Below are 23,864 nucleotides of genomic sequence, written 5' to 3'. Positions count from 1 at the left end.
GCCTCGGGGCTCCGGCAGGCCATCGCCGGCGAACCACGCCGTCGCCCGATCCCAGAGGGGGCGTTCACTTTCGGGAATCCAGCCGCCGGTGGTGCGGGAAGAAGCGGCTGAAGCCTCTTGATGAGCACCGCACAGGTCACCGACCGGACATCTACCGAGCTTGTTGATGGCGAGGCGCCGGGCCGAACTCGTCCTCCAGGCGGGCCAGCAGTTGGGCGAGCAGTCGATTGAGCTGATCGAGGTCGTCGGACGCCAATGCGTCGGTGAGCAGGCGCCGTTCGCGAGTGGTGCGGTCACGGGTGGCCTGGCTCCAGCGCCGCCGGCCCAGCTCGGTGAGGCGGCACCACGGTCGAAGGGCCCGCCTCCGGGCGGACGTGGAACCGGCGTGCGACCAGCGCGCGCCCGGCCGGCTCAGTGCGAGGGCAGATTGATCATGCCCTTTCCGAAGAATCGCACCAGCCCGCTCACCATGATCTCACCGGAGACGTCCACGATGATTTGACTGGGGAATCCCATCTCCATGCCTTGATCAATCGTCAACCGGGCCTGGCCGGTGTGCTCGCGAAGATACGCGCCGAACGCTCCCGCGGCTGATCCCGTAGCCGGATCCTCGCCGGTCGTGAAGTCCAAGGCGAAGCAGCGGGAGCGCCACCGGCCGGGACCTTCTTCGGCCACCAGATAGCAGTTCAGACTGTCCGGCTCGGCGAAACCCTCAAGCGCCTTGTACAGGGAATCGCGATCCAAAGTCGCGTGAGCCAGTGCGGAGACTTCGCGCAGCGGCAGAATCAATGCGGGCAGCCCGGTCGACACTATTTGCGCCGGCAGTTCGGGGTGGGTGTCCTCCGGTGCGACTCCGAGCGCCGCGAGAACGTGTGAAGACGGTACGGTCGCCCCGAAGACCGGTGAATTCTGGGCAATGGCCACCATGGCTTCATCGCCTGCCGACTCGACGACGAGCCGCTGGCGGCCGCTCATGGTCTGCTGTGTCAGCTCGGTCGAACCGAGGCCGGAATGCCAGACATGAGCGGCCGCGGCGCCGAGCGACGGATGCCCGGCGAAGGGAACCTCGCGCGCGACCGTGAAGATTCGATGCGTGTAGTCGCACCAGGGGTCATCGGAGGCCACGAGAAACGACGTCTCGGGCTGCAGGAATCGGCGGGCGATCAGGGCCATCGTCGATGTGTCGACAGCGTCCGCTCCGTGTATCACCGGCAGCAGGTTTCCGGTCATCGGCGTGCGGCTGAAGACCTCTACCAAACTGAAGGCGAATTCGGCCATAGTCCTGTCCGATCGTCAGCGTCTGCGGCTCGTTCTGAATGGGGGAGTCGGGACCGGACGCTATCACCGCCGACGCCGAGTATGCGGCTCGCGTCGTGCTGCCACATGAGTCCACCGCCACCGATGCGGACGACCACGGACGGCGACCAGGCCCAGACCAAATGACCTGATCGCCGTCCTTCCGAGTGGCGCACATCGTTCCGATCAGGATCGGAATCCGGCAGGACCAGGACTCGTGGGGCGGTCATAATCCCGGCTCTGACCGCACGTGGTCGGCGCTACCTCGCCAGAAGTCGAAGAACCCGATCGTTGACCTCTACGGGCGCCTCCGGGAAGGGGAAGTGGCCCACGCCCCGCGGGAGAACACCGTCCGAGCCTTCGGAGGGTGGGCTGGGTGGGCATGCCGGCCGGCAGCTTGCCCACCTCCCATTGATCGGTTCCGAACGTCGTGGCGGGAAAGTTCTCGCGGTAGAGCCCGAGGGCCGCGCGTACGTCGGGCTCCGTCTCGGGTCCGCCGGGTTCCTCACCGTCGGCAAAACCCCAGGTCACAGAGTGTACGCACGGCAGCACTCGGAACGACCTCCCCGGACACGACGCCTTCGCCCGACCGCGGATGGATCGGGCACATGCCGCCTTGGCCCCCATCTCACGCGGCCATGACCGGCGGCTTACCTGCCTCTCGGTAACGTGAGTGGTCAAACTACGACCCGACCCACTTCAGAGGCCCCATGTCCACCTTCTGGGATCTCAAACACCAGCTGGCCGACGCGGTTAACGCGCACGACCTGCCGAGGGTGCTCGCCTGCTACAGTCCGGACGCCGTGTACGTCTCGCCTGCGGGCGTCGCGGAAGGACTTGACCAGATCGCGTGGCTCCACGAGCAGATTCTCGAGGCGTTCCCCGACTTCCACATGACGGCCTGGTACGAACTCGGCGACTGCGAGAACCCCGCCGTCACGGAATGGACGTACACCGGCACCCACAAGGGCCCCCTGCTGCTGCCCGACGGGCGAGAGATCGCGGGAACGGGCCGCCGCATCACCGTCCGGGCCACCTGCGCCACGTTCGTCGAGAACGGGAAGATCATCTCGCACCGCGAGTACTACGACCAGCTGGAGCTGTACAGCCACCTCGGCTTCGGCCTGGCGGAGCTCCACCCCACGTAGACAGGCCTGGAGCAGCCGGCCCGCCCGTGAACAGTCCGCCCGTGGCCTCGCGAACGGACCGGTCAACCGGCCGGCTCCAGGCTCTGGGCTTCGCGCCACACCGCATCCAGGCGGCCGAATTGTTCACCGGTCAGCCTGATGTCCATGGCCGCCATGTTCTCCTCCAGGTGCACGACGGAGCTGGTGCCGGGGATCGGCAAGGTGACGGGTGAGCGGGCCAGCAGCCAGGCGAGTGCCACCTGCGCGGGGGTGCCACCGATCTTCTGTGCGACCTTGGCGAGCGGTCCTCCCGCGAGGGCGTGCGCTCCGCCGGCCACCGGAAACCAGGGAATGAAGGCGATGCCCGCGGTCTCGCAGTAGTCGAGCACGTCCTCGTGCCGCCTGTCGGCGAGGTTGTAGAGGTTCTGCACGCTGGCGATGGGCACCGTCCGGCGGGCCTCCTCAAGCTGGGCGACGCCGACCTCCGACAGTCCGATGTGGCGGATCTTGCCGTCGTCCCGCAGTTGCTTGAGCGCCCCCAGCTGTTCGGCGAAGGGGACCTGGGGGTCCACACGATGAAGCTGGAAGAGCTCGATCCGCTCCAGCCGGAGGCGGCGAAGGCTCAGCTCGGCCTGCTGGATGAGGTACTCCGGGCGGCCCAGCGGCTTCCAACGGTCGCGCCCCGGGCGACTCTGCCCCGCCTTGGTAGCGATGACCAGACCGGATGGGTACGGGTGCAACGCCTCGGCGAGCAGCTCCTCATTGGCGCCCAGGGCGTACGCGTCGGCGGTGTCGACAAGGGTGACGCCGAGCTCGACGGCTCGCCGCGCCACCGCGATCGCGGCGGGCCTGTCCCTGGGCGGCCCCCAGTCTGTCAGCCGCATCGCACCGAACCCCAGCCGGCGCACAGACAGGTCTCCACCGATGTCAATGGTCTCGTCAGCCATAGCCAGCACCTTGCCGTACGCAATTACAAAGGACAAGCGACTCTTTCTGCGACATATTGCGTAGCATTTCTAAGATGTTGAATCTGGATCGGCTTCGTACTCTGTACGCGATCGCCACCCACGGGTCGGTCACCGCAGCCGCGGACATCCTGCATGTCACCACCTCGGCGATCTCCCAGCAAATGGCGAAACTGGAGCAAGAGGTCGGGCAGCGCCTGCTGGAGCGCAAGGGCCGCGGCGTGCGTCTCACCGAGGCCGCCGAGTTGCTCGCCGTCCACGCGGGGCAGATATTGGCGCTGGCCGAACGGGCCGAGGCGGACCTGGAGGCCTGCCGTGGCATCGTCGCCGGGCAGCTGACGCTTGCCGCCTTCGCGACGGCCGCGCGCGGGTTGGTCCCGCCCGCGCTGCGGGATCTCCGTCGTGATCACCCGCGGCTGCGGATCATGTTGCAGGAGTGCGAGCCGCACGAAGCGGTGCCGGGGGTGAGCCGCGGCGATCTGGACATGGCCATCGTCCAGGATTGGTGGGACTCTCCCTTGTCCCTGCCCGGCAACTTGAGCAGGGCCAGGCTGCTCGACGACGTCGCCGACATCGCGGTGCCGGAGGGGCATCCCTTGGCCTCGCGGACCACCGTGGAGATCGAGCGATTCGCCGGCGAGCCATGGATCACCTGGAGTGACGGCTGGATCTGCAACTCCTGGCTGGTGGAAACGCTGCGTTCTCGCGGGGCCGAACCGGATATCGCCTACACCGCCGGCGAACACCACACCCAACTGGCCCTCGTCGCCGCCGGCCTCGGCGTGGCGATCATTCCCAGACTCGGCCGTGACCCCGTCCCCGACGGGGTCCGTTTCGTCGAGGTGCGGCCACGCCTGACCCGCCACATCTACGCGGTGTGGCGCACCGATGCCGACCGGCGGCCGTCCATCCATGCGGTGCTCCGATCCCTGCGACAGGATCGCGGAAGCGCAGGACCGAAGTAGCCGGCCGGCTCAGGATGGCGGCGTTCTCCTCCGGGGGAACAGCGCCGCGGGGACGAGGGCGAGCACGGCCAGGGCCAGCGCCCAGCCGAACGTGACGCCGAACGCGGACTCGGGGCCGGCGTGGGCGCCGGCGAGCTGATTCTCCAGCACGATCAGGAAAATCGCGGTGCCCAGTGATCCACCGATCCGGTTGAGGACGTTCAGGGCGCTCGCGGCGCGCGGTGTTTCCCGCTCGTCGACAGACGCGTAGGCGGCTCCCATCGTCGGGCCCATCACGCTTCCGAGGCCGAGCCCCTGGACCACCAGCGACACGCTCAGTGACCACGCCGCCGGTCCCGCGCCCGTCTGGGTGAACACGGCCGTTCCCGCGGCCATGAGCAGGAGGCCGGTGAGTACGACGGCGCGCGCGCCGTAACGGTGGGCGAGCCGCCCCGCGGCGAACGCGCCGACGGCGGCGCCGAGCGCCTGCGGGATGAGGAGCAGGCCGGTACGGAACGCGTCCGTGTGATGGACCTGCTGGTAGAAGAGCGGCAGCAGGACCATGGAGCTGTAGAGCGCGGCGCCGAGCAGGAACGAGGTCGCGGTCGCCGCCGCGAAGCCACGGCGGGCGAACAGCCGCACGTCGATCATCGCCGCGTCGCCGGCCCGCAGCGCGTGGATGACGTAACCGCCGACCAGCAGCAGCCCGGCGCCGAGGACGGCGCCGAGGACAGTGGTGGCGGCGGACGATCCTGGTCCGCCGCGTTCGCCCGCCAGTGACAAGCCGTAGATCAGGGCCGTCGCCCCCGGGCACAGCAGGAGCAGGCCGAGAACGTCGAGCGGACGGCCGGCGTCCCGTTCGGCGCCGTCGGCGGGCAGCAGGCGCGCGGCGAGCGGGAGGACGGTCAGGCAGATGGGCAGGTTGACGTAGAAGATCCAACGCCAGTCCAGGCTCTGCACGACCAGCCCGCCGAGGACCGGCCCGAGAACCGGCGCGAACATCGCCGGGATCGACAGCAGCCCGAGGACCCGGCCGGCTTGGGACGGCCCGGCCGCTCGGGCCACGATCGCCTGGGAGATGGGGTTCATCAGACCGCCGCCCAGCGCCTGGAGCAGCCGGAAACCGATGAGCGCGGGCAGCGACCAGGCGAGGCCGCACAGGGCCGAGCCCACCGTGAACAGCGCCACGGCGGTGATCCACATGCGCTTGGCGCCGTAGCGCTCGCTCAGCCAGCCCGACAACGGCATCACCATCGCGATCGCCAGCAGGTATCCGGTCGCCACCCACTGGACGTCGGCCAGCGAGGTGCGGAAGTGGGCGGCCATCGCCTGCGTCGCGACCCCGACGGCCGTCGCGTCCACGGTGGCCAGGATGGGGGCGGCGATCAGGACGAGCCCCATGCGCGTCAACCGGGGATCGAGCCTTTCGCGCGCCGACGCGAGCGTGTCCGCGGCCATGGTCACCCTCTCACGGTCATCGGTTAGGTCGAACCCAAATCTAGGTCGGGCACTTTATTAGGTCCAACCTAATTTTGGGTTCGTCCTTGTGACCGCGGGTAGCATGAGACCGTGAGTGTGCGAGCGGAGGGGTTGCGGGAGGCCAAGAAGCGCCGGACGCGTCAGATGATCTCCGACGTCGCCACCCAGCTGTTCAAGGAGCGCGGCTTCGACAAGGTGACGATCGCCGACATCGCGAGCGCCGCGGGCGTCGCCAAGATGACGGTCACCAACTACTTCCCCCTCAAGGAGGACCTCGTCCTCGACATGGGCGAGGAACACGTCACCACGCTCACCCGGGCCGTCGGACAGCGCGAGCCGGGCGAGTCCGCCCTGGCCGCCCTGCGCCGCGACTATCTCGAACGGGTACGCCGCCGCGACCCGCTCATCCCCGACGACGACATCGCCTGGCAGCGCCTGGTGCGCGACACCCCGGCGCTCCGCGCCCGCCTCCGGCAGATCCACGAGCAGGCCGAGCACGCTCTGGCGGCCGTGCTGGCCGACGAGACCGGCGAGGCGGGAATCACGACGAAACTCGCCGCCGCCCAGCTCGCCGCCGTGGACCGGCTGCTGTTCTTCGAGGGGCAGCGACTGGTCCTCGAAGGCAGGACCTCCGACGAGATCTTCGCGATGCTCGCCGACACCGCCGACCGCGCATTCGGCCTGCTGGAACCTGCCTTGGGCGGCTACGCCCGCCGTTGACGGCGCCGAAGCGCCGCGACGTTATGCGCGCGCGTATCTGGCGGCCATGGCATGGAAGATTTCCTTGGGCGTCCACCGGGTCTCGTCGAGCATTTTCACCACGCCGTAAGAGCTGAGGTCCTGCTCGCCCTGCAGAGTGAATGCCGCGAACGTGAACCAGAGTGCCGTGTCGATGCCCTCGTCGTGGAAGAGGTCGAGCAATTCGGTGAGGTAACGCACCTGCTCGCCCTCGTCTCGCACGGCCGCGTTCGGCGGCTGCCACGCCATCGCGCCGAGCTCGCTCGCGCCGGTGTAGGCGCAGGTCCCGAATTCGGTGACGACGACCGGCTTGCCGTGCGCGAAATGCCGGCGCAGGTCCTCACGAAATCGACCGGCGTTGTACGCGGCCCGGTAGCCCCCGACACCGACCAGGTCGAACGGGGACCAGTCGACGAGCTCCCATTGCCCGGACGCGTAGGTGACGCGGCCCCCGAATCGTTTCCGCACGGCCTCGGCCACCTCGCCCAGCCGGCCGTTGAGCCGCTGCATGATCGGACCGAGGGACGCCCAGAATTCCGGCCCGCCCCGCATGGCTTCGAATCGATCGAGGAAGGTGTCACCGGGCAGGTAACCGCCGCAGTACGCGCTCATCTCGCACCCGGCCACGAAGATCACCTCGGCGCCGTTCCCGCGCAGCGCCTCGGCCCGCTCCGCAGACTCGATCAGACAGTCCATGGTCTCTTCGGGCGTGAGGTCAACCGGGAACGGCGCGAACCACACCTCCAGACCGGCCGCGGCCGCTTCCTCGGCGGCCACGCTCAGCCGCTCAGGATCCCTGCCTGAGACGCGGACCACGGAGCAATGTAAATCATCGGCTATCGTGCGCATGTCGCGCCTGACGGCCTCCACGTCGAACGTCTTACGCGACAGCTGCTCTCCAGGCAGGAATCCGGTGTCGTAGTTGATGCCGTGTTTCATGGATGACCTTTCTGCTTTCACGCATTCGCCGGGGTGGCTGCTACCGAGGTCCGCAGATCCCCAGCGCCTTGCCGATGAGGTCGGCGTTTTCGACGGTGTCGAGCAGCGCCATCGCATAGTCGGCGCGGGACAGCTGCATCGCGCCACCGGTCGCGTTGGCCTCGAAGTCGACGTGCACCCGCCCGGACGGCGGCTTGTCATTGAGCATGGTGGCGCGTGCGATGCTCCAGTCCAGGCCGCTGACCTGCAGCATGCCCTCGGCCCGCGCGAGGTCCACGTACGCCTCGCGGAAGAACAGCCAGGCCAGGGCGACCGCTACGCGAGGACGGGTGGCGGGCACCGAGCGGCTGCTGGTCATCACCAGCCGCGACACGCCGCGCTCCCGCATGGCCGTGATGAGGTTGCCCGCGATGCGACTCCCGCCGACGGCGGCGACCACCGCGTCCTGGCCCTGTACGGCCGTGCGCACGGTGTCGAGGTCGTGGGCGTCGCCCTGGTGTACGCCGGTCAGCCCCGGAAGATCGGGCAACGAGTCCGGACGGCGGGCGAAGGCCGTGATCTCGTGCCCGCGCTCGATGCCCTGCGCCAGGACGTGCTTGCCGGTGCGACCGGCCGCGCCGATCACTAAGAGCTTCATCTTATTGCTCCTTTCTATATTGCAGTTTGCACTATAGCAGAGAGCCCTAGAGTCGGTCGGCTCGACGGGGATCGGCAGGGCGCGGGTGCTCAGAGCGCGGTTCTGAAGCGTTCGCGCGACAGCGGGCGCTCGTCGATGCCCAGCTCGCTGGTGAAGCGTCGTTGCAGGTGGCGTGGACTGATCTTCGCGCGTGCGGCGAGGTCCGAGACGCCCTGCCGGGCGCCGGGTAGGCATGGCGATGATCGAGGTGCGTCGAGGCTGCGAGTTGATGCTCGCCCACGACGCGGGCTTCGAATCCCACGACGGCATCGGGTTCGTCGCGGGCGCCTACCGCAGGGTCCACGGCGACATCGGCCAGGTGTGAGCCGATCCCCACCGGCGGGGACGAGCGAGCAGCGGGACTCGGGCGACGACTTCCTCGCCCTCGAGCCCGGCGTCGTGGTGGGGTACCACAAGAACCGGTACACCGATCGAGGGGTTCGACCGCCGATTGGCGGGCGGGGTGGGATGGGGGAGAATTGAGGTCGTTCACTGATCGGGAAGAGCCCTCGGGTGCGTCATGAGCCTGGATCCGACCCGCGCGTCCGCCGGAGCCCCGCTGCGTGCCGCGATCGGGGCCGCGCGGTGGATCAGGACGGCGGCCGCGGGTGACGCGCGGGCGCGGCACTGGGTGGGCAACCCCGACCCGCGGGGCCGCTCCGCGCTGACGCCTGAGCCCGCCTCCCTGTACGGCGGCGCGGCCGGCATCGTGCTGTTCTTCCTGGAGCTGGCCGCCGCGACCGGGCGGGAGGAGTACCTGGAGGACGCCCGGTCGGGCATGCGCTACCTGGTCGAAGCCGGGCCCGGGGTCGGAGACGTGACGTTCCACCACGGGCTGGGCGGGATCGCGGTCGCCTTGTGCGAGGCCGGGTGGGTGCTGGGCGACGGTGTGGCCGAGGAGGCGGCCGTGGCGGCGCTGGACCGGGTGGCGCGGGCGGCGCGGCCGATGGACGGCGGTCCCGGCTGGTCGGGAGATCCGGCGCAGCGGGGCGACGGCGGTGTCGTGCTGGCGCTGCTGCACGGCGCCTCGATGCTGGGGGTGCCGTCGTACGCGGAGCTCGCGGCAGAGGCGGGGCTGCGGGCGGCGCGGCTGGCGGTGCCCGGGCACCGCTTCGGCGACTGCGAGGGCCTGCCGGCGGACGCGGTCACGCCGGGCTTCCTGGCCGGTACGGCGGGGACGGCGTTCCTGCTGGCCCGCCTGTACGGGGTGAGCGGGGATGCCCGGTTCCTGGAGGCGGCGCGCAGGGGCGCGGATTTCGTGCGCTCGGTCAGCGTGCTGAGCGGCCGGCGCGCGCTGGTGCCGCACCATCTGCCGCAGGGGCGAGGCCTGCACTACCTGGGGTTCTGCTCGGGCTCCGCCGGAGTGGCGCGGATGTTCGTGGAGCTGTACCGGGCCGGGGGTGACCCGGCCGACCTGGAGTGGGCCGAGCGGCTGGCCACGGGGATCGTGACGAGCGGCGTGCCGGGCCGGCGGGTGCCCGGGCTGTGGGACACGGCCTGCCAGTGCTGCGGGCTGGCGGGGCTGGTGGAGCTGTTCATCGGGTTGTGGGCGGTGACGGGGCGGGAGGCGTACCTGGGCTTCGCCCGGACGCTGGGCGAGCACCTGGCGGGCAGGGCGAGCGGCGACGGCGGGGGTCTGCGGTGGTACCAGGCCTTCGAGCGGGTACGTCCCGGCGTGGTGAGCGCGGACACCGGGTACATGGCGGGCGCGGCGGGCATCGGCACGGCGCTGCTGCACCTGGAGGCGGTGGGGCGGGGACGGCGGGTGATCCTGCTGCCGGACAATCCGTTCCCGGCAATCCCTGCACCTTCCGGCATGTTGCCCGAATAACGCCCTGAATGACACAACGAGGAGATTGCGCGCACGCGCGTGCGGCGTTAAGCTCGATTGCCCAATTCAGGCAAAGGCTTCACAATCCTCCGGTTAGGAGTATACCAGCGAATGGCTAATCGTCAAGATGGTCTTGCGGAAGCCCTTGACAGCGAACAGCGCACTGTGTCGCGGCTGTACGGCCGGCTCGACGTCGCCAGAGGGCGGGCGCAGGCGGCGCTGCGAGACGTGTATGCCAGGGCCGGCGGCACCCGCCAGGCGATGGTCGAACGCGAGGCGATGGCCTCGGAGCAGGCCAGGAGGCTGGCCCAGCTGAACGCGGTCGAGCGGGGCCTGTGCTTCGGCCGCATCGACGACGGCACGGGGCAGAGCACGTACGTCGGCAGGATCGGGCTGCGCGACGAGGAGCACGAGTCGGTCCTCATCGACTGGCGGGCCCCTGCCGCGCGGCCGTTCTACGTGGCCACGGCCACCGACCCGGGCGGGCTGGTGCGCCGCAGGCACCTGCACCTGAAGGACCGCACGGTGGTCGGCATCGACGACGAGGTGTTCGACCTGGAGGGGATGAGCGACGGCGACCGGCGCGCGCTCGTCGGCGAGGCGGCGTTGCTGGCGGCTCTGCGCCGGGGCAGGACGGGCCGGATGGGCGACGTGGTGGCCACCATCCAGACCGAGCAGGACCGGGTGATCCGCGCCTCGCTCCAGGGAGCGCTGGTGGTGCAGGGCGGCCCGGGCACCGGCAAGACCGTGGCGGCGCTGCACCGGGCGGCGTACCTGCTCTACACCCACCGTGACACCCTCGAGCGGCGCGGCGTGCTGGTGGTGGGCCCCAACTCGATGTTTCTGCGCTACATCAGCCAGGTGCTGCCGGCGCTGGGGGAGACGCAGGTGGTGATGACCACGGTCGGGGAGATGTTCCCGGGGGTGCGGGCGAGCGCGGCCGACGGGCCGGCGACGGCGGTGGTCAAGGGCGACGCGCGGATGGCCGACGTGGTCGCCCGCGCGCTGGAGCTGCGCCAGCGCGCGCCCGAGGGCGATCTGGTGGTCGAGCTGGACGGGCTCAACCTGCGGGTGCCGCACGTGACGTGCGTGCGGCTGCGCGACCGGGCGCGGGCGGTGCGGCTGCCGCACAACATGGCGCGCAAGCTGTACGTCACCGAGCTGCTCAAGGAGCTGGCCAAGGCCGAGGCGCGGGCGCTGGAGGAGTCGCTGCACATCGAGGAACTGGTCATCGAGGACGAACCGGAGCTCGCGCAGCCGCTCGACCTGGAAGGCGACCTGGACGAGCTGGATCTGGAGCTGGCCTCGCGGCGGCTGTGGGGCGAGCCGGGGATCCGGCGGGCGGTGGACGACCTGTGGCCGGAGCTGACGCCGCGGCGGCTGATCTCGGAGGTGCTGGCCTCGCCGGAGACGCTGTGGTCGGTGGCGCCGTCGGGGCTGGACTGGCAGGAGCTGGTCCGCCCGGTGGACGCGCCGTGGACGGCCGGGGACGTGCCGCTGCTGGACGAGGCGGCCGAGCTGCTGGGCGAGGACGACTCGGAGCGCCGGGTGGCGACCAGGCGGGCGTCCGAGGAGCAGGCGTCGGAGGAGCTGTACGCGCTGGAGGTGCTGCAGAGCACGGGGGTGCTGGAGGAGGGCATCTTCGACCGGGCCGACGTACTGGCCGAGCGGCACGCGGACGACGGGCTCGGGCTGACGACGGCCGACCGGGCGGCGGCGGACCGGACGTGGGCGTACGGCCACGTGATCGTGGACGAGGCGCAGGAGCTGTCGGCGATGGCCTGGCGGATGATCATGCGGCGGGTGCCGGCGAAGTCGCTGACGGTCGTGGGCGACCTGGCCCAGACGGGGTCGGCGGCCGGGGCGCGGTCGTGGGGGGAAGTGCTGGACCCGTACCTCGAGGGGCGCTGGCGCGAGGAGCGGCTGCTGGTCAACTACCGCACGCCGGTGGAGATCATGACAGTGGCGGCGGACGTGCTGCGGGCCTTCGCGCCCGAGCAGGAGCCGCCCGAGTCGGTGCGCGAGGGCGGCTCACGGCCGCTCGCGGTGCGCCTGCCGGTGGCCGGGCTGCCGGGCCTGGTGGACGGGGAGCTGGCCTCGATCGGCGAGGGCCGGGTGGGCGTGGTGACCTCGGACGCGCGGCACGCGGAGGTGGCCGGCCTGTTCCCGGAGGGTGACCTGGACGCGCCGGTGGTGGTGCTGACGGTGGGGCAGGCCAAGGGGCTGGAGTTCGACGCGGTCGTGGTGGTGGATCCGGCGGGGATCATGGGGCAGTCGCCGATGGGAGGTCAGGACCTGTACGTGGCGGTGACGCGGGCCACCCGGCGGCTGACCGTCGTGTACGAGGGGGAGCTGCCCGAGGTCCTGTCCGGGCTGGCTTCCGAATCTACAACGTAAAGGCGCCGGCCTGAAGTACAGGTCATTCGTTGTAGAGCTTGTCGGCCACCGCGCGGATGGTGCGCGTGATGTGGTCGAGGGAGCGCAGGGTCTCGGTGTCGAGGTGGTCCAGGATGCGGCGATAGTGTTCGAACCCGGAGTCCTGGATCTCCTCGATCAGGGCGGTGCCGGCGGGGGAGAGCTCGGCGCGGCGGACGCGGCGGTCGTGGGGGTCCTCGTGACGGGTGACGAGGCCGTGGGCGACGAGTCGGTCGACGAGGCCGGTGACGGTGCCGAGACTGACGCCGAGGTGGTGCGCGAGCTCCTGGCCGGAGGCGGAGCCGTTGAAGGCCAGGAGCATGATGACGTGGAGTTGTCGCATGGTCAGGTTGGAGGTGAACAGCGGGGACTGATGCTGGGCGAACAGCCGCCCCATGCCACGCTGTGTTTCGCTGATTCGACGGATCAGGTCTTCGCGTTCGTCGCTCACACTCACCTCTCGCTTCCTGAGAAGGTTATCAGGAAAGCTCGATCTGTCTAAATATTCGTTCGAGGCGAAGTGTTAGTCTGGGGCGAACTCTTGGAGGGGACGCCTATGACCGCATTCGCCCGTTTGAGCCTGGTCAATCGCAGCCTTGTGATATTGCTCGCGCTCGTGCTCAGCGCGTTCGGCGCGTTCACGATTCCGCAGTTGAAGCAGCAGTTGCTGCCGTCTTTGAGCTTCCCTGGCGCGTTCGTGGTCGCGGCGTATCCGGGTGCCTCGCCGGAGATCGTCGAGGACCAGGTGACGAAGCCGATCGAGGACTCGTTCCAGGGCCTGGACGGCATGGAGCAGATGACCTCGACGTCGAAGGAGGGCCTGGCGCAGATCCAGGTGGCCTTCGAGTACGGCACGGACGTCGAGTCCTCGCTGAACAAGATGCAGCAGGCCATCACCCGCGTCTCCCTCCCGGACGGGGTGGATCCGCAGGTCGTGGCGGGCAACACCGACGACATCCCGGTGGTGGTGCTCGCGGTGGGCGACGGCGGCGACGAGCGGGCGATGGCCGACAAGCTGCGCCGGATCATGGTGCCGGAGCTGCAGAGCGTGGAGGGCGTACGGGAGGCGTCGGTCACGGGCACCCGTGACGAGGTCGTCACGATCGAGCCGGACACCAAGAAGATGGCGAAGGCCGGCGTGTCGGCCTCGCAGATCCCCGATGTGCTGAAGGCGAACGGCACGCCGATCCCGGCGGGCACCCTGACCGCTGACGGCAAGTCGCTCACGGTGCAGGTGGGTGCGCGGGTCGACTCGGTGGCCAAGCTGAAGGACCTGTACCTGACCCCGGCCCAGCCGGCGGCCACCCAGCAGCAGCAGCCGAGCCAGGCCCAGGCCCAGGCCCGCCCGCAGACCGGGCAGCCCGGCCGGCCGGGCCAGTCCCCGGCGGCCCTCGCGCAGCAGCAGGTGCCCAAGCCCAAGCCGCTCAAGCCGGTCAAGCTGGGCGATGTCGCCGAGATCAAGCAGGGGCTGGCGGACGCGACGACGATCACCCGTACGGACGGCAAGACGAGCCTGGGCGTGTCGGTGACGATGGTGCCCGACGGCAACGCGGTGTCGATCTCGCACGACATCCGGGAGAAGCTGCCCGAGCTGACCAGGTCACTGGGCGACAGCTCGGACACGGCGGTGTCGGTGGTGTTCGACCAGGCGCCGTACGTGGAGGAGTCGATCCGGAGCCTGACCACGGAGGGCCTGCTGGGCCTGGCGTTCGCGGTGCTGGTCATCCTGGTGTTCCTGCTGTCGGTGCGTTCGACGCTGGTGACGGCGGTGTCGATCCCGCTGTCGGTGGTGATCGCGCTGATCGTGTTGTGGGCGGGCGACTATTCGCTGAACATGCTGACCCTGGGCGCGCTGACGATCGCGGTGGGCCGGGTGGTCGACGACTCGATCGTGGTGCTGGAGAACATCAAGCGACATCTCGCGTACGGCGAGGCCAAGCTGCAGGCGATCCTGACGGCGGTGCGCGAGGTGTCAGGCGCGGTGACGGCCTCGACGCTGACGACGGTGGCGGTGTTCGCGCCGATCGCGATCGTGGGCGGCATGGTGGGCGAGCTGTTCAGCCCGTTCGCGATCACGGTGGCGGTGGCGCTGCTGGCCTCGCTGGTCGTGTCGCTGACGGTGGTGCCGGTGCTGGCGTACTGGTTCCTGAAGGCGCCGGACCTGACGCCGGAGCAGGCGCGCAAGCAGCGCGAGGAGGCCGAGGCCAAGGAGCTGCGCTCGCCGCTGCAGCGGGCCTACCTGCCGGTGCTGCGGTTCGCGACCCGGTTCAAGCTGGTGACGATCCTCATCGGTGTGGCGGTGTTCATCGGCACGATGGGCCTGGCCGGCGGGCTGCAGACGAACTTCCTGGACTCCTCGGGCCAGAACACGATCTCCCTGTCGCAGAAGATGCCGGTCGGCACTGACCTGGCGACCACGGACAAGGCCGCCCAGCAGGTCGAGGGCGTGCTGAAGGATCTGGACGGCGTGGAGACGTACCAGGTGAACGTGGGTGGCGGCAACGCCATGCAGGGCGGCGCGGTCGGCGGTGGCGCGGACCGGGCGTCGTACTCGGTGACGGTCAAGGAGGGCGCCGACCCCGACAAGGTGCAGCAGGCGCTGCGCGAGCGGATCGACGGCCTGTCGGGCGTCGGCGAGGTCACGGTGGGCGGCGCCGGCGGGGGCGGGTTCTCCTCCGACACGATCGACGTGATCGTGCAGGCGCCCGACGCCGAGACGCTGCGCACGGCGACCGACACGGTCAAGACCGCGATGGGCGAGGTGTCGGGCCTCACCGAGGTGTCCTCCAACATGGAGACCAGCGCGCCGCGGGTCGAGGTCGTGGTGGACCGGCAGGAGGCCGCGGAGCGGGGCCTGTCGGAGGCGCAGGTGGGGCAGGCGGTGGCGCAGGCCTTCCGCGGCGCGCCGCTGGGCCAGATCACCCTGGACGGCCGCTCCAGCGACCTGGTGCTGCGCGGCGCGGACGCGCCGGACGACATCAAGGCGATCAAGGACCTGAAGCTGCCGACGGCGGCGGGCATGATCAAGCTGTCGACGGTCGCGGACGTCAAGGAGGTGGCCGGGCCGACGCAGGTGACGCGGATCGACGGCGAGCGTTCGGCCACGGTGTCGGCCAAGGCGGCCGACGCCGGCAACCTCGGCGCCGTGACGCAGACGCTGACGACCAAGCTGAACGGCCTGTCGCTGTCCGCGGGCGCCACCTATGAGATCGGCGGCGCGTCGGCCCAGCAGTCGGACGCGTTCTCCGACCTGGGGCTGGCGATGCTGGCGGCGATCGCGATCGTCTTCCTGATCATGGTGGCGACGTTCCGCAGCTTCGTCCAGCCGCTGATCCTGCTGGTGTCGATCCCGTTCGCGGCCACGGGCGCGATCGGGCTGCTGATCGCCACCGACACCGCCCTGGGCGTGCCGGCGCTGATCGGCATGCTGATGCTGATCGGCATCGTGGTGACCAACGCCATCGTGCTCATCGACCTGATCAACCAGTATCGCGAGCAGGGCATGGGCGTGGTGGAAGCGGTCATCGAGGGCGGGCGGCGCAGGCTGCGGCCGATCCTGATGACGGCGGTGGCCACGATCTGCGCGCTGACGCCGATGGCGCTGGGGGTGACCGGCTCCGGCGGGTTCATCTCGCAGCCGCTGGCGATCGTGGTGATCGGTGGTCTGATCAGCTCGACGCTGCTGACCCTGGTGCTGGTCCCGACGCTGTACACGATGGTGGAGCGGGCGAAGGAGCGGATGCGGCGCAAGCCGGCCGAGCCCAAGCACGAGGCGAAGGTCCTCACCCCGACCTCCTGACAGAGGCGGCGCTCTTTGCCCGGTGGGGTCACCGCACCCTGCCGGGCAAACGGCCTTCCCATCACCGGTAATCAGCAGGTGCGGGCGGTGGCCGGGCCTGTCGCTACGGGCATCTTCAGTCTGAATGCACTGTCGCGGACTGCTCGCGGAATTGGCGCGACGGCAGGCCATAGGCGTTGCGGAAGGCCTGGCTGAAATGCGCGGCGTTGGTGAATCCCCATCGGGCCGCGATCGCGTTGATCGGGCGGGTGGCCAGCTGGGGGTCGGCGAGATCGCGCCGGCATTGTTCCAGGCGGCGTTCACGGATCCAGCCGGCGACGGTCCGTCACCGCCTCGGTCGTGCGGATGGGCACGGCCGTCGTGGTCGCCGCCGCCCGCGGTGTCGTCTCGCCGGGGACGGCGCTCGCTCCCATTGCCTGCCCGGGGCGGCCGGCTGTCAATGGTCCTGTACGGGGTGCAGGCCGCTCTTAGGGAGGCTCGAGAACGCGATCAAGGAGCTGTCGCCGGCCGCTCGGGCCGCAGCTGGTCCGACGCCGCTGTGTCGGCGATCAGCGTGATCTTCGCGTCGCTGTGGTCGGCCTTTGACATTCTGGCGGCCCCGCCAGGTGGCGAATGCGGGGGAGGGGAGGGCGGATATGGGTGTGCCGACCGGATCATGACCGGAGCTCTACCGCTGAGCTTTGCGCGCCAAAAGGCGCGCAGCGGGGACTTGAACCCCGCGACCGCCGGTGCCGGAGATAACCGAACGACTTCGACCCGCCCTCCCCTGATCGTCAGCTTTGCCGGAGGCACGGATATGGAGCTCCGGCCGGGTGCCCAACCGATCTGGGCGCCGGCCGCACGAGAGAGCGGCCGGAAGGAGTCGAACCTCAGGTAACCGACCAGATTCGACCCGTGCCGCCGGCAAAGCCGACGAGGGGGCCGGTGAGGTCCGGAGAAGGCGCGGATATGGGATGTTCACCGGTATTAGGTGCTCTGCCAACTGAGCTACCGGAGCGTTGCCCCGGGCAGGACTCGAACCTGCGACCGCCCCGTTATCAGTGGTAACCGACGAACTTCGACCCGTGCCCTCACCGAACCACACCGGTGGCCGCCGAGCTGAGAACGAGTACGGATATGAGAAGCGGCACCGGATGTGATCTTTTTTGCAGAAAGAGATAACCGATGCAGTTCGACCCGTACTCGCACCAGGCCCAACGGATGTGAGGGACCAGCGAGGTACGACGCTAGCGCACTCGTCGGCGGGTCTCGATCGATTTTCGCGCGATCGTGATCACCCGTCGGAGAGCGCGCGGGTCGGCTCGTCAAGCCGGCCCAGGACGTGTGGATCTCGTCCCGCCGAGAAGAACGGCAAGACGATGAGGGCCGGGATCATGACGGCAATGAGCAGGGATGCTGGAGTGGGCCCGAGCACGAGGCGAAGGTCCTCGGCTCGACCTCCTGACAGACGTGCCCATCGCCCGGCTGGGTCGCCATACCCCGCCGGGTGGCGGTGCAACGGGGCCGCGACCGTGAATGATGATCGCTAGGGTTGGTCGTCATGGCGCTGCTGTCTCACCTCGACCGTTTCAACAAGCGGCACCCGTGGAGCCACAACGACCACTATGGCGGCTGGGTCGTCGGCCAGGTGGCCGCGTCCGGGGCCGGCCACGTCCTTGACGTCGGGTGCGGCACGGGCAACCTCGTCGCCCTGCTCCGCCGCCGCGCCGCCACCGTCACCGGGCTCGAACCCGACCCCGCGACCGCCGGGGCCGTGGCGGAGCGCTTCGCCGACGACCCCGCGGTCACCATAGTCCAGAGCGACTTCGCCGGGCGTGACCCGCAGCGGCGCTGGGACGCCGTCACCCTCGTCGCCGTCCTGCACCATCTCCCGCTGGTGCCCACGCTGCGGGAACTGCGCGGCTGCCTCGCCCCGGGCGGGCGCCTCGTGGTCGTCGGCTGCTACCGCGAGGCGGGGCCCGCCGATCTGCTCGCCGCCCTGCCTGCCATGGTCGCCAACCCGATCATGGGGCTGGTCAAGCATCCTGCCCGCGCCGACGCGCCGCCCCCGCACATGACGGCGCCCACCGCCGAGGCGCAGGAGACCCTGGCCGACATCAGGGCCGCGGCCGCGCAGGAGTTGCCCGGCGCCCGGGTCCGGCGTCGCCTGTTCTGGCGGTACACCCTGGTCTACGACGCTCCCGCCGAGGCCTGAGGGCTTGGGGAGCACTCAGCGGAGGAGATCGAGGTGGTGGGAAACCGGGCCCAGGGTGAGGAGGCCGCTGCCCGCTCCGGCCAGCTCCGCCGGCGCGGGTGCGAGTGCGGTGCGGGCGCGCGCCATGGTCTCCCTGTCGCCGACGGCCGCGGCGGCCCGCGCGACCAGGCACCACATGGCCTCCAAGAGCAGGTCGCGCGGTGGGTCGGGTACGTCACGCAGCTTCGCCGCAGCCTCGTGGCGGTGTCCGAGCCTGAGGAGGACCAGCGGGCGCGTCCACGGATCGTAGGGGCCGAAGTCGGCGCCGTCGTCGGCCGAGGTGGGTGAAGTGTGCCGCAGGCGCAGGCACAGAAGGGCGAGCGGCAGGAGACCGTGTTCCAGGCCGGGCATGCCGGCGCCGTCCAGGCGGGCGGCGGCGGATCGGTAGGCCGCCTCGACCTTCTGCGGCGGGGCCTGGCCGGTCGCGTCGAGGCGCAGCGCTCGATACCACTGGGTGAACACGCCCACCAGCGGCAGCTCGTGCCGCGCGGCCAGGTGATCGGCGGCGGTCGCGTGGGTGTCGGCTCCGGGGAAGTCCGCGAGCGCGCTGCGGGCTTGGAGACGGATGAGGTGGCCCAGGACCTCGTAGGTGACCAGGCCGTGCCGGGCCGACAGCGCGATCAGCTCGGCGCCGATGGCGTCCCGGTCGGGCGCCAGGCCCGTACGGTGGAACGTCTGCATGAAGACGCCGTTGAGCGCGAACGCCAGCAGGCCCGGGTCGTCCAGGCGGCGGGCGAGCACCTCCGCCTCCCGGGCGGCGATGGGGCCTCGTGCCGCGTTCGTGCCGCGGGACTCCAGGGCGATGGTGGCCAGCAGGCGGGCTCGCACCGCGTCACGGGCTCCCAGCGGGGAACGTGCCCCGTCAGCGGGGCCGGCAGCGCTGCTGCTCTCTGAGGCCGCAGCCGCATGCTTCAGGAGCGGCGCCGTGCGTGCTGGGACAGCGGTCATCCCCGCTGGGGTAGCGGCCGTGTCCGGTGGGAGGGTGGTGGCCGCGCTCGGGGTGCTCGGTGGGAGGGTGGTCGGGGTGCTCGGGGGGAGGGTGGCGAGGGTGCGTTCGGCGGCTGCGATCACGTGGCCTGCCTGGTCGGGGTCGTCGAGGCGGGTCCAGATCGCGGGTACGTCGTAGGCGCCGATGACGCGGGCCGTCAGCTCCACGTCCCCCAGTTCCTCGGCCGCCGCGATGGCCGCCACCCGGTGTTCGCGGGCCGCTCGCAGGCCGCCGCCACCCGTCACCGCGAGGTCGCGCATCAGCCCCACCGTCGACTCCAGCCGGGCGCGCGCACCCGATGGCACGCTGCGGTCGTAGGCGGCGGCAGCCCGTGCCCACACCGTGTCCGCCGGGCCCTGACTGCCGGGGGCGAGGTGAGGGGCGTGGTGGAGGATGTCCGCCTCCAGGCGGCTCAACCCGGGACCGGGGTCCACGCCCAGGTGCTCGACCAGCAGCTCCCGCGCCCGGCGCAGCACCGCGAGCGCGTCGCCCTGGCGGCCGGTACGGTACAGCGCCAGAGCCAGCAGCCGCCAGCCCTCCTCCCGCCAGGGATGTTCGGCGACGTGGGCGTCCAGGTCGGGGACCGCCTCCCCGGCCAGTCCCAGGTCCAGGCGGGCCTCGGCCTGCCGTTCGACGGCGTGCAGCCGCAGCTCCGTCAGGCGGGAGCGTTCGGCACGGGCCCAGGGCTCGTCGGAGAAGTCGGCGTAGGCGGGCCCGCGCCACGATCCAAGCGCCTCCTCGACGCGGGGGAGCACGTCCGCGGGCGACCCCGAGGCGGTCACCGCCCGTTCGAAGCGCCAGGCGTCCACCGCGTCCGGTTCCGCGCGCAACGCGTACCCCGGCCCTTCGGTGACCAGCAGCCGGGCCGGGGACCTGGGCGGGCGCTGCGGCTCCAGCGCCCGGCGCAGCGCCGCCACGAACGTGCGCAGCGCGCCCACCGCGTCCGGCGGCGGGTCCTCCCACAGGTCCGTCACTAGGTGGGCGACCGGTACGACGCGTCGCCGGGCGACGATGAGCCGGGCCAGCACCGCGCGATGGCGCGGCCCCTTCAAGGCGATGGGGTCCCCTGCCCCGTCCCAGGCGGCCACCGGCCCCAGCACGCCGAACGTCACCTGCACTGCTCCCGTCACCCCCGTCTACCGGTCATGCTGGCCGACCGATCCGTCGGCCGCCACCAGCGTCCCCGCTGGTGGCGGGCGTCCTTTTGTGCCTCGGCGCCGAGCGGTCAGCCGGCCTCAGGTCACGGTAGCGCGCTGATCGGATGCTCATTCACGCCCGGCACGCTGGAGCCCGCCCCCACCGGAACAGACCGACCGAAAGAGAGGGCCATCGTGGTCATCGAAGGCTTCACCTATCACCGCGTCCCCGTCGCAGACGGCGTGTCGCTCAGCGCGGCCGTCGCGGGGGAGGGCAGCCCGATCGTGCTGCTGCACGGCTTCCCGCAGACGCACCTCATGTGGCGGCACGTCGCCGCCGACCTGGCCGCCGACCACACGGTCATCTGCCCCGACCTGCGTGGTTACGGCGCCAGCGACAAACCCGCCGAGACCGGGCCCGGCACCTACGCCAAGCGGACCATGGCCGCCGACGTCGTGGCGCTGGCCCGGGCGCTCGGGCACGAGCGGTTCGCCCTGGCCGGGCACGACCGCGGCGCCCTGGTGGCCTTCCGCGCCGGGCTCGACCACCCGGCGGCGATCACCCACCTGGCCTGCCTGGACGTGCTGCCGACCGTGGACATGTGGGACGTGATGCGCGGGGCGTCGGCGGCGGTCGGCTTCCACCTCTACCTGATGGCCCAGCCGCCCGGGCTGCCGGAGGCGATGATCGCGGCCTGCCCGGACGTGTTCTTCGGCCACTTCCTCGACGCCTGGACGGGCGACGCGCAGGCGATCCCCGCCGAGGTACGTGCCGCGTACCTGGAGGCCTGCCGCGAGGCGATCCCCTCGATCGTGGCCGACTACCGCGCCTCGGCCGGCATCGACGCCGAGCACGACCGGGCCGACCGGGAGGCGGGCAGGCGCCTGGAGATGCCGGTGACGGTGCTGCAGCAGGACTGGGGCGCCGCCCTCGGCTACGACGCGGCGGCGGTGTGGCGGGCGTGGGCGCCGCGGCTGCGGCACGACACCGTCGGCCACGGCCACTTCATGGCCGAGGAGGCGCCTGCCGAGATCGCCAAGGCCCTGCGGGAGCTGCTCACCCGCTGATACGAGGCCCTGGGTGAGCTGGACGCGACCACAACACCCGGACCGGCGCGACCCGCTGACCGGCTCCGCTCGCTCCGGGCCCGAAAGCAATAGACTTCTATCGTTTTCAGGCCACGGTCGATCCCCCGAGGAGCTGGCATGAGCGAGCCTGTAACCCTGCCCCTGTACATGCGCCGGAACGCGTTCGACCCGGATCCCGAGGTCGCGGTGGCGCGCGACAAGGACGGCGTCCGGCGGGAGAAGTCCCCGTTCGGCCTCGACGTCTGGATGGTCAGCCGCTTCGCCGACGTCAGGGAGGTGCTCGGGGACTCCGGGCGCTTCAGCAACGCCCAGCGCAACGTCTTCAGGGCCCCCGGCATGCCGAAGGCGAGCCCCGAGGAGATCGAGCGGTTCCGGGCGGGCAACCTGCTCGCCTTCGACCCTCCCGAGCACACCCGGCTGCGCAGGATGCTGACGCCCGAGTTCACCATGCGCCGGATGCGCCGCCTGGAGCCGCGCATCCGGGACATCGTCACCGAGCACCTGGACGCCATGGAGGCCGCCGGGCCGCCCGCCGACCTGGTCTCGGCCTTCGCCCTGCCGGTCCCGTCCCTGGTGATCTGCGAGCTGCTCGGCGTCCCGTACGCCGACCGGGGCGACTTCCAGCAGCGTACGGGGAAGATGCTCGACGTCTCGCTGCCCATCCAGGAGCGGGGCGCCGCCCAGCTCGAGTCGCGCGCCTACATGGCCGAGCTGGTCGCCCGCACCCGGACCGAGCCGGGCGAGGACCTGCTCGGCATGCTCGTCCGCGAGCACGGCGACGACCTGAGCACCGACGAGCTGGCCGGCATCGCCTCGCTGCTCCTGCTGGCCGGCCACGAGACCACCTCCAACATGCTCGGCATCGGCACCCTGGCCCTGCTGCGCCACCCTGAACAGCTGGAGCTCCTCAGACGGGAGCCCGAGCGGATCAACGCCGCCGTGGAGGAGCTGCTGCGCTGGCTCAGCATCGTCCACACGGGCACGTTCAAGGTCGCCACCGCCGACACCGAGCTGGCCGGGCAGCCGATCGCGGCGGGCGACCTGGTGGTGTGCGCCCTGCCCGCGGCCAACCGCGACCCGGCCTACATCGCCGACCCCGACCGGCTCGACATCGGCCGCGGCGACATGGGGCACGTGGCCTTCGGCCACGGCGTGCACCACTGCCTGGGTGCGCCGCTGGCCAGGATGGAGATGCAGATCGCCTTCCCCGCCCTCTTCGAGCGCTTCCCCGGACTGCGCGAGGCCGGGGAGCCGGCCGAGTTCCGCGCCTTCAACGTGGTGTACGGGCTGCGCTCGTTCCCGGTGGCCTGGTGACCGGCTGCTAACGTGACGGATCGTGCACGAGCAGGGACAGCGAGCCGACGCGCTGCGTAACTCGGACAAGATCGTCCGGGCCGCGATCGCGAGTCTGCGCGAGAGCGGCCCGGCGCTGTCCCTCGACGAGATCGCCCGGCGCGCCGGGATCGGGATCGCGACCGTCTACCGGAGGTTCGGCGACCGGGACGGGGTGATCAGGGCCGCGTTCCAGACGTACTTCGCCGAGGAGGTCGAACCGCTCGCCCTGGCCGCCCGCGACGCCGACGACGCCGGGAGCGCGCTCACCGAGGCGCTGGCGGCCACCGTGAACACCCTGGCCGCCCACCACGGGCTGCTGCGGGCGGCCCGGGAGTCGGGCGCGTTCACGGTCGACATCGCCGAGCGGTTCATGGGGCCGCTGGGCGTCGTGCTGGCCAGGGCGCAGCGGGAGGGGCGGGTGCGGGCGGACCTGATGGTGCGCGACCTGGCGGCGATCGTCGTGATGGCCCTGGCGACCGTGCACCCGCGCGACCCCGAGCACGCCGATCCGCGCCGCTACCTGGCCCTGCTGCTGTCCGGCGTGCGGCCCTCGCCCGACGAGCTGCCCGTCCCCGTCTGCCCGTCCGCACGCCTCCGAAAGCCTCACTGAGGGGGCGACGCGGAGTTCCGGCGCCGGTTCGCCGCCGAGGTCGAGGCCGCCCGCGGCGGTCCGGGTGCTGGGGGCGGGCCTGACCGAGGGGCCGGCCGCGATCCACTCGACGGGCCTGGTCCACCGCGCGACCGGCTGGAGGGGCCCGACGCCGTCACCCACTGGCTCCCACCGGACGTCACCGCCATGATCACCGAACGGCGCACGGCGATCCCTACCCTGACCCCGCCCGGCGACCCCGAACCGCCGGAGCCCCCTGCGCGG

The 23,864-nt window shown here is 71.0% G+C and carries 19 protein-coding genes and 1 pseudogene; 12 read left to right on the top strand and 8 right to left on the bottom strand.

Annotated elements, in window-relative coordinates; all coding sequences use genetic code 11:
- Positions 1 to 411: 411 nt before the first annotated feature.
- Entirely contained in the window at positions 412 to 1,278 is an 867-nt protein-coding gene (locus tag ABZX61_RS27355) for a PhzF family phenazine biosynthesis protein (RefSeq protein ID WP_355198819.1), read from the bottom strand.
- Between the two features lie 728 nt (positions 1,279 to 2,006).
- Between ABZX61_RS27355 and ABZX61_RS27350 the strand changes: the two genes are divergently transcribed.
- Complete coding sequence (locus ABZX61_RS27350) at positions 2,007 to 2,444, top strand: ester cyclase (RefSeq protein WP_355198817.1); 438 nt, start codon at positions 2,007 to 2,009, stop codon at positions 2,442 to 2,444.
- 62 nt (positions 2,445 to 2,506) lie between these two features.
- Here ABZX61_RS27350 and ABZX61_RS27345 read toward each other — a convergent pair whose 3' ends face one another.
- Complete coding sequence (locus ABZX61_RS27345; protein ID WP_355198815.1) at positions 2,507 to 3,370, bottom strand: aldo/keto reductase; 864 nt, start codon at positions 3,368 to 3,370, stop codon at positions 2,507 to 2,509.
- Between the two features lie 74 nt (positions 3,371 to 3,444).
- On the opposite strand from ABZX61_RS27345, the gene ABZX61_RS27340 reads away from it, so the two are divergent.
- The gene (locus ABZX61_RS27340) at positions 3,445 to 4,353 is read left to right on the top strand and encodes a LysR substrate-binding domain-containing protein (protein WP_355198813.1); all 909 of its coding nucleotides are present in this window, start codon (positions 3,445 to 3,447) and stop codon (positions 4,351 to 4,353) included.
- A gap of 9 nt (positions 4,354 to 4,362) precedes the next feature.
- Here ABZX61_RS27340 and ABZX61_RS27335 read toward each other — a convergent pair whose 3' ends face one another.
- Positions 4,363 to 5,790: an MDR family MFS transporter gene (locus ABZX61_RS27335; protein WP_355199315.1), complete on the bottom strand. Its 1,428-nt coding sequence runs from the start codon at positions 5,788 to 5,790 to the stop codon at positions 4,363 to 4,365.
- Between the two features lie 111 nt (positions 5,791 to 5,901).
- Between ABZX61_RS27335 and ABZX61_RS27330 the strand changes: the two genes are divergently transcribed.
- Positions 5,902 to 6,531 carry a TetR family transcriptional regulator gene (locus tag ABZX61_RS27330; protein ID WP_355198811.1) on the top strand — a complete coding sequence of 210 codons (630 nt, stop codon included), beginning with the start codon at positions 5,902 to 5,904 and terminating at the stop codon, positions 6,529 to 6,531.
- A gap of 21 nt (positions 6,532 to 6,552) precedes the next feature.
- Here ABZX61_RS27330 and ABZX61_RS27325 read toward each other — a convergent pair whose 3' ends face one another.
- Positions 6,553 to 7,488: a hypothetical protein gene (locus ABZX61_RS27325; RefSeq protein ID WP_355198810.1), complete on the bottom strand. Its 936-nt coding sequence runs from the start codon at positions 7,486 to 7,488 to the stop codon at positions 6,553 to 6,555.
- Positions 7,489 to 7,528: 40 nt separating this feature from the next.
- Complete coding sequence (locus tag ABZX61_RS27320; protein ID WP_355198808.1) at positions 7,529 to 8,125, bottom strand: NAD(P)H-binding protein; 597 nt, start codon at positions 8,123 to 8,125, stop codon at positions 7,529 to 7,531.
- Positions 8,126 to 8,363: 238 nt separating this feature from the next.
- On the opposite strand from ABZX61_RS27320, the gene ABZX61_RS27315 reads away from it, so the two are divergent.
- The 4 genes from ABZX61_RS27315 to ABZX61_RS27300 all read left to right on the top strand — a co-directional run bounded on the left by ABZX61_RS27315 (position 8,364) and on the right by ABZX61_RS27300 (position 12,392).
- A complete protein-coding gene (locus ABZX61_RS27315) occupies positions 8,364 to 8,489 on the top strand; it encodes a hypothetical protein (RefSeq protein ID WP_355198806.1) in 126 nt (41 codons plus the stop codon).
- A complete protein-coding gene (locus ABZX61_RS27310) occupies positions 8,486 to 8,647 on the top strand; it encodes an arginine deiminase family protein (RefSeq protein WP_355198804.1) in 162 nt (53 codons plus the stop codon). The genes ABZX61_RS27315 and ABZX61_RS27310 overlap by 4 nt, the downstream gene beginning before the upstream one ends.
- Before the next feature lie 37 nt (positions 8,648 to 8,684).
- A complete protein-coding gene (locus ABZX61_RS27305; RefSeq protein WP_355198802.1) occupies positions 8,685 to 9,995 on the top strand; it encodes a lanthionine synthetase LanC family protein in 1,311 nt (436 codons plus the stop codon).
- 111 nt (positions 9,996 to 10,106) lie between these two features.
- Positions 10,107 to 12,392: an ATP-binding domain-containing protein gene (locus ABZX61_RS27300; RefSeq protein WP_355198800.1), complete on the top strand. Its 2,286-nt coding sequence runs from the start codon at positions 10,107 to 10,109 to the stop codon at positions 12,390 to 12,392.
- Positions 12,393 to 12,414: 22 nt separating this feature from the next.
- On the opposite strand, the gene ABZX61_RS27295 is transcribed toward ABZX61_RS27300, so the two are convergent.
- Positions 12,415 to 12,861 (bottom strand): MarR family transcriptional regulator, encoded by a 447-nt coding sequence (locus ABZX61_RS27295; protein WP_355198798.1) that lies wholly within the window; start codon positions 12,859 to 12,861, stop codon positions 12,415 to 12,417.
- 105 nt (positions 12,862 to 12,966) lie between these two features.
- On the opposite strand from ABZX61_RS27295, the gene ABZX61_RS27290 reads away from it, so the two are divergent.
- Positions 12,967 to 16,209 carry an efflux RND transporter permease subunit gene (locus ABZX61_RS27290; RefSeq protein WP_355198796.1) on the top strand — a complete coding sequence of 1,081 codons (3,243 nt, stop codon included), beginning with the start codon at positions 12,967 to 12,969 and terminating at the stop codon, positions 16,207 to 16,209.
- Positions 16,210 to 16,324: 115 nt separating this feature from the next.
- Here ABZX61_RS27290 and ABZX61_RS27285 read toward each other — a convergent pair.
- A pseudogene (locus ABZX61_RS27285) lies at positions 16,325 to 16,519 on the bottom strand (helix-turn-helix domain-containing protein); the annotation flags it as partial.
- Positions 16,520 to 17,749: 1,230 nt separating this feature from the next.
- On the opposite strand from ABZX61_RS27285, the gene ABZX61_RS27280 reads away from it, so the two are divergent.
- The gene (locus ABZX61_RS27280) at positions 17,750 to 18,403 is read left to right on the top strand and encodes a class I SAM-dependent methyltransferase (RefSeq protein ID WP_355198794.1); all 654 of its coding nucleotides are present in this window, start codon (positions 17,750 to 17,752) and stop codon (positions 18,401 to 18,403) included.
- Positions 18,404 to 18,418: 15 nt separating this feature from the next.
- On the opposite strand, the gene ABZX61_RS27275 is transcribed toward ABZX61_RS27280, so the two are convergent.
- Positions 18,419 to 20,548, bottom strand: coding sequence for a BTAD domain-containing putative transcriptional regulator (locus ABZX61_RS27275; RefSeq protein ID WP_355199313.1), 2,130 nt, complete (start codon positions 20,546 to 20,548; stop codon positions 18,419 to 18,421).
- A 213-nt stretch (positions 20,549 to 20,761) separates the two neighbouring features.
- Here ABZX61_RS27275 and ABZX61_RS27270 point away from each other — a divergent pair, with 213 nt between their 5' ends.
- The 3 genes from ABZX61_RS27270 (at position 20,762) to ABZX61_RS27260 (ending at position 23,600) form a co-directional block, all read left to right on the top strand.
- Positions 20,762 to 21,634 carry an alpha/beta hydrolase gene (locus ABZX61_RS27270; protein ID WP_355198792.1) on the top strand — a complete coding sequence of 291 codons (873 nt, stop codon included), beginning with the start codon at positions 20,762 to 20,764 and terminating at the stop codon, positions 21,632 to 21,634.
- 138 nt (positions 21,635 to 21,772) lie between these two features.
- Positions 21,773 to 22,969 carry a cytochrome P450 gene (locus ABZX61_RS27265; RefSeq protein ID WP_355198790.1) on the top strand — a complete coding sequence of 399 codons (1,197 nt, stop codon included), beginning with the start codon at positions 21,773 to 21,775 and terminating at the stop codon, positions 22,967 to 22,969.
- A 22-nt stretch (positions 22,970 to 22,991) separates the two neighbouring features.
- Complete coding sequence (locus ABZX61_RS27260) at positions 22,992 to 23,600, top strand: helix-turn-helix domain-containing protein (RefSeq protein WP_355198788.1); 609 nt, start codon at positions 22,992 to 22,994, stop codon at positions 23,598 to 23,600.
- The last annotated feature ends 264 nt before the right edge of the window (positions 23,601 to 23,864 follow it).

The organism is Nonomuraea sp. NPDC003709 (genome assembly GCF_040610775.1).
GTDB classification, from domain to species: Bacteria; Actinomycetota; Actinomycetes; order Streptosporangiales; family Streptosporangiaceae; genus Nonomuraea; species Nonomuraea angiospora_A.
The sequence above is the reverse complement of the archived record's forward strand: the minus strand, read 5'-3'. Positions and strand labels throughout refer to the sequence as shown.

What these genes read in the sequence shown, in the direction of transcription:
- ABZX61_RS27355 (WP_355198819.1), bottom strand. Translation starts at nt 1,278, where the DNA reads ATGGCCGAATTCGCCTTCAGTTTGGTAGAGGTCTTCAGCCGCACGCCG.
- ABZX61_RS27350 (WP_355198817.1), top strand. Translation starts at nt 2,007, where the DNA reads ATGTCCACCTTCTGGGATCTCAAACACCAGCTGGCCGACGCGGTTAAC.
- ABZX61_RS27345 (WP_355198815.1), bottom strand. Translation starts at nt 3,370, where the DNA reads ATGGCTGACGAGACCATTGACATCGGTGGAGACCTGTCTGTGCGCCGG.
- ABZX61_RS27340 (WP_355198813.1), top strand. Translation starts at nt 3,445, where the DNA reads ATGTTGAATCTGGATCGGCTTCGTACTCTGTACGCGATCGCCACCCAC.
- ABZX61_RS27335 (WP_355199315.1), bottom strand. Translation starts at nt 5,790, where the DNA reads ATGGCCGCGGACACGCTCGCGTCGGCGCGCGAAAGGCTCGATCCCCGG.
- ABZX61_RS27325 (WP_355198810.1), bottom strand. Translation starts at nt 7,488, where the DNA reads ATGAAACACGGCATCAACTACGACACCGGATTCCTGCCTGGAGAGCAG.
- ABZX61_RS27320 (WP_355198808.1), bottom strand. Translation starts at nt 8,125, where the DNA reads ATGAAGCTCTTAGTGATCGGCGCGGCCGGTCGCACCGGCAAGCACGTC.
- ABZX61_RS27315 (WP_355198806.1), top strand. Translation starts at nt 8,364, where the DNA reads ATGATCGAGGTGCGTCGAGGCTGCGAGTTGATGCTCGCCCACGACGCG.
- ABZX61_RS27305 (WP_355198802.1), top strand. Translation starts at nt 8,685, where the DNA reads ATGAGCCTGGATCCGACCCGCGCGTCCGCCGGAGCCCCGCTGCGTGCC.
- ABZX61_RS27300 (WP_355198800.1), top strand. Translation starts at nt 10,107, where the DNA reads ATGGCTAATCGTCAAGATGGTCTTGCGGAAGCCCTTGACAGCGAACAG.
- ABZX61_RS27290 (WP_355198796.1), top strand. Translation starts at nt 12,967, where the DNA reads ATGACCGCATTCGCCCGTTTGAGCCTGGTCAATCGCAGCCTTGTGATA.
- ABZX61_RS27280 (WP_355198794.1), top strand. Translation starts at nt 17,750, where the DNA reads ATGGCGCTGCTGTCTCACCTCGACCGTTTCAACAAGCGGCACCCGTGG.
- ABZX61_RS27265 (WP_355198790.1), top strand. Translation starts at nt 21,773, where the DNA reads ATGAGCGAGCCTGTAACCCTGCCCCTGTACATGCGCCGGAACGCGTTC.